Origin of the sequence: Flavivirga jejuensis, from assembly GCF_030540765.1 — a bacterium.
Classification (GTDB): Bacteria; Bacteroidota; Bacteroidia; order Flavobacteriales; family Flavobacteriaceae; genus Flavivirga; species Flavivirga jejuensis.
Map to the genome: position 1 here is coordinate 1 of NZ_JAUOEL010000020.1, position 5,590 is coordinate 5,590.

Genomic DNA, 5,590 nt, shown 5'->3' on the forward strand with positions numbered 1-5,590 from the left:
TATATAACTTAACACCTTCTTATCAAAAACAATAGCTATATTATCTGGACTATTCTTAACCTGAGCTACAAACAAATCTACAATACTCTTGTCGCTAGGATATGCAACCTTTATATTATTAAATTCTTGTAATAGCTTTTGTCGCTCTATATCTGTGAGAATATAATCATTATTCATTGAGGTACTAAGTCCATTAGAAAAACGACATAGTGCATTATAAACAAAATCGTGAAAACGTTCTAATGATATTTCTGATTTAAAGTCCTTGTGTAATGCATATTCAAACTCCAATTCAGTTCCACCAGTTAAGTCTATAGTTAAATTTAAACTTGTACTTGTACGTTCAAAAGAAGGTACATCTAAATTTTCTTTAAAATCATCTTCACTTAATAGACTATCTACTGAGGAATCTTCTTGAAAAATTTCATCATAGACATGAAAATCAATATAATTAAACAATGTATCAAAAACAGAATCATCTTTATGTATACCTGCTAAACGTTTAATCTCAAAAAATGTCATACCTCCATTTAGGCTTATTTCTTCCAATTTCTCATTGACATTCTTAAAATAAGATAACCAACTTTCGCCTTCTCTAAAATTATAGCGTACTGGTAAAGTATTTATAAAACATCCTAAAATCTTGTCCCCATCATTAATTAAAGGACGTGTATTACTTACCAAACCAACCGTCAACTCCGATTCATACGTTAACATCTGTAACGCATACAAGTATGCTCCAAATAGAACAGTCTTAAGGGGCATTTTATGAGTACTACATAGAGACTTTAAATCGTTTAAAAAAGACGCATCATATTTTTTAGTATAATACTCTGTTTTTTCTGTTTCCTTTAAAAAAACATCCAAAAACTTATACTCTAATAATTCTGTTTTCCAAAAAGAGGAATTATCAACATCTTGTTTAGCAATTAATTCTGAAATAACAAAATCGCGTTGAGAAGAAACAATCGTAGAAGGAAGATAACTAGTGTCTTTTTTAAGTTCAAAATATAACTTATAAAGTTCCGTAATAAATGAAGCTACACTCCAACCATCCATAATGGAATGATGAAACTGAAATACAAATAATACATTATCTGTATTTAAATTAAAAACATGAAATCGGTATAAAGGTTTCTCTTTAAATTCAAATGGGTTTTCTCGCTCTGAAATCAAGAACTCTTCGACTCTTTTTTCTTGTTTTTGCCTATCTAACGAGCTTATATCTGTATATATTACATTATTACTTAAGACATCCTTGTATACAAGCTGAACAGGTTTATCATGATCTGAAAAATTAAAATACGTTCGGAATATAGAATGTTTTTCTAAAAGTAAATTAATAGAATTACTAAATGTATCTCTGTCAAAAGAACAATCTTTAAGAGGAAATAACATCTGGTCATGAAACACCCCTAAATCGGGACTTGATAGAGATTCCATGATCATACCTTGCTGAATATCGCTCATTGGATAAACATCTTCCACCAAATCTGGATGCCCTATAGAGTTTAGTACAGACGAAGCTAACATAGATATCTCTGATTCTACCATTTCATAAAGAGCCTCATATTTATAATCCCCCATATTGTTTTCTAAAACTGAATTAGAAAAATGTTGAATCGTACTATATTTAAAAAGAGCTTGTAATTTAATCTGTCTATTAAAGGTTTCATTAATTTTTGAAATTAATCGGATTGAAATAATAGAATCTCCTCCCAACTCAAAGAAATCATCATGGACACCTATCTTTTCAATACCTAACAACTCTTGCCAGATACTTACCAATTTCGCTTCTCTCTCATTTGTTGGCTCTACATATTCTTGTGTTGATAATTGAGAACTATCGGGTTCTGGTAAACGCTTCTTATCGATCTTGCCATTACTGGTTATAGGCATCTCGCTCAAGGCTATCCATATTTGAGGAACCATATAATCTGGTAGCTTTTCTCCTAATTGTTCTTGAATAGCTTTCTTTTCTAAACCTCCATCTACAATAACATAAGCGATTAAACGCTTATTCCCAATAGTATCTTCTTTGGCTAAAACACAACATTGACGAATCAATTCTAATGATGATAAAGCACTCTCTATTTCTCCTAATTCAATACGATACCCTCGTATTTTAACCTGAGCATCCTTTCTTCCTATATACTCAATACTTCCGTCAGGCAACCATCTCCCTAAATCTCCAGATCTATAAAGCCTATCATTCGCATCGGCACTAAATGGATTCTTTATAAATTTCTCTGATGTTAGCGCTTCTCTATTTAAATATCCGCGTGCTACTCCTGCGCCTCCTACACAAAGTTCTCCTACAACTCCTATCGGCATTAAATTTAAATATTCATCTAATATATAACAGCTCAAGGTAGGTATAGCGGAACCAATAGTACTTATTGAAGTAAGAACATCTAATTTTGTAATTTCTTTATAAGTAACGTGTACAGTAGTCTCCGTTATACCATACATATTAATCAATTTACAATCTGGATAGCACTCGCTCCAACGTTTTAAATAGCTCGGATTCAATGCCTCTCCTCCAAAAATCACATATCGAAGTGAATTCGGTAAACTTTGAGAAAATAATTCTTCTTGAAGCGCATAGAAAGCACTAGGAGTTTGATTTAAAACCGTTACCCCTTCTTTAATCAATAATTCTGTAAAAGAAACAGCATCTTTTGTTAGCGTTTTGGGAACAATAACCAAACGACCACCATAAAACAATGCGCCATACATTTCCCAAACAGAAAAATCAAAACAAAAGGAATGAAATAGTATCCAAACATCGCTAGAATTAAAATCATATAAAGGGGACTCATGTTTGAACAAACGGACTACATTACTATGGGTAATCAAGACACCTTTAGGTTTTCCTGTACTTCCAGATGTATAGATAACATATGCTAACTGACCAGGATTTAGTTCCTTATCTAATCTTTCTGAAGATTCTTTGCCAATACGATTCCAATCTTTATCTAGTAAAAGAATCTCTAAATCTTGTGAATTCACTAAAGCCTTTTCACTAGCAACACTACTTAATACTAAGTTGATATTGGCATCATCAATCATATAATTAATTCGATCAGATGGATAATCAGGATCCATGGGAACATACACTCCTCCTGACTTCAGTATTCCTAAAATTCCAATAATCATCTCCAAAGAACGATCGATACAAATACCTACTAAGTCTTCATCCTTAATTCCTTCTTTTATTAAATAACGTGCCAATTGGTTAGAACGCCTATCCAAAGCTGCATATGTAAGTTCTTCGCTTTTATATACTATAGCTACATGATCAGGATTATTCTGTACCTCTTCTTCAAAAAAATCAATTATTGTTTTATCTATTGGATATTTTACCTGAGTAGTATTAAAAACACCTAACAATTCATCTCTCTCTTCCTGTGTCAACATAGATAAAGAACCAATCTTTTCTGCACTATTATCAACAATGCTACCTAACAACTCTTGATAGTGAGCTAACATTCTATGTATGGTAACTTCATCAAACAAAGCACTACAATACCCCATACTGAATACCATACTAGAATCACTTTCTTCAGCATTTAAAATCAAATCATATTGAGACATATTTTCTTCATAATCATAAGAAGAAAGAGATAATTCCCCTAATTCTATTGTTCCTTCTTCTGGAGTGTTTTGTAATACAAATAACATCTGAAACAATGGACTCATACTCATATCTCGAGTTTTCACGACACGATTTACAACCTTTTCAAAAGGCGCCAATTGATGATCATAACCAGATAATGTTGTTTCTTTTATCCGTCTTAATACCTCTCTAAAACTCGGGTTACCACTTAAATCACTTCGTAATGCCAAGGTATTTACAAAAAAGCCAATCATCCTTTCTAATTCTGATTGTGTTCGATTGGCGATAGGTGTACCTATACAAATATCATCCTGACCACTATACCGTGATAACAATACCTTAAAAGCAGCTAACAATACCATAAACAAGGTAACCCCTTCTTTCTGGCATAACGCTATTAGCGAGCTACTTAATTCTGGAGGCAAACTTATAGAAACACTAGACCCTTGGTGGCTCTGAACTGGTGGACGACTATAATCCGTAGGTAACGATATCGTAGAAACACCGTTTAATGTATCCTCCCAATACGATAGTAAATCTTCTAAAATTTTTCCATCCACGTACTCCCGTTGCCAAATCGCATAATCCGCATATTGTAACGATAATTCTGGTAATTCTGGTGACCGACCAGATGTTAAAGCACTATATAGCTCTGTAATCTCACTTACCAAAAGGCCATCTGACCAACCATCACTAGCAATATGATGAAAAATACAACCTAATATATATTCCTGATTTCCTAAATCATACAAACAAGCTCTCAACATATAATCGCTAGATAAATCAAAAGGGATCTTTGAAAAAGAAGATATTACTTCTTCTATATTTTCTCCAGAGTCTAATCTGACGTTTTCCAAAACCCAATCCTCGGGTAGAATTACTTCTTGATATCCCACTCCATCCTCAGAACGAATAATTGTCCGTAACACTTCATGGCGATCAATAATTTTACGAAATGATGCTTCTAAGAAAGTAATATCTAGAATCCCCTTTAATCGCAATACAACTGGCATATGGTACTCTACACTACCTTGTAATTGATCTAAAAACCATAAACTTTCTTGATTAAAAGATAACGGAATTTTTCCAATAACGGCCCTATCATAAGGGGTGATCTTTTTAAAAATAGTTGTCTTATCCCTTCTTTGATGTTTCTCTATATATTGAATAATAAGTCCTTTATTATCTTTAATATTTTGAAGTAAAGGAGCATCAATAGGAGTAGTAGATTTTATGCTTAAAGCCCCTTTATTTACACTTATTTTTACTCCTTTTATATTTACTTCTTTTAAAATATCTAAAATTTCTCTGCTCATCGCTAAAATCTATATTTCAATAGTTATATTATAATTCTCTTCTGTATCACTTTGATCAAAACTCAATCTAATAAACTCTAGATAAACTCCTAAAGCAGCTATTGTGGTATGTACAAAAACATCCCGAATAGCAACCTCTATACTTAACTCTTTACGGAGCATAGAGACCAAACAAGTCGCCAATAAACTATGTCCGCCCAAATCAAAGAAATCATCATAAATACCAATCTTATCGATACCTAATAATTCCTGCCAGATACTTACCAATTGCACCTCTATATCACTACTTGGAGCTACATACTCTTGGGTTGATAATTCAGAATTATCGGGTTCTGGTAAGGCTTTCTTATCGATCTTACCATTACGGGTCAGGGGTAATTCTTCTAATGAAACCCATAGTTGAGGAACCATATAATCTGGTAACTTTTCTCCTAATTGTTCTTGAATACATTTCTTATCGAAATCCCCTTCTACAACAACATAACCGACCAAACGTTTGTTGCCATCTACATCTTCTCTAGCTAAAACACAACAACTCTTTATCTGTGAGTCTTGAGATAATACACTCTCGATCTCTCCCAACTCGATACGGTAGCCTCTAATCTTTACCTGATCATCTACCCTACCGATAAACTCTAAGGTACCATCTGATAAC

At 33.1% G+C, this 5,590-nt stretch carries 2 protein-coding genes; both read right to left on the reverse strand.

Going from position 1 to position 5,590, the window contains the following annotated elements:
* The coding region (locus tag Q4Q40_RS23930; RefSeq protein WP_303304582.1) for a non-ribosomal peptide synthetase at positions 1-4,935 on the reverse strand (4,935 nt) is incomplete at its 3' end.
* A gap of 9 nt (positions 4,936-4,944) precedes the next feature.
* Positions 4,945-5,590: phosphopantetheine-binding protein (locus tag Q4Q40_RS23935; RefSeq protein WP_303304583.1), on the reverse strand; the 646-nt coding region annotated here is incomplete at its 5' end.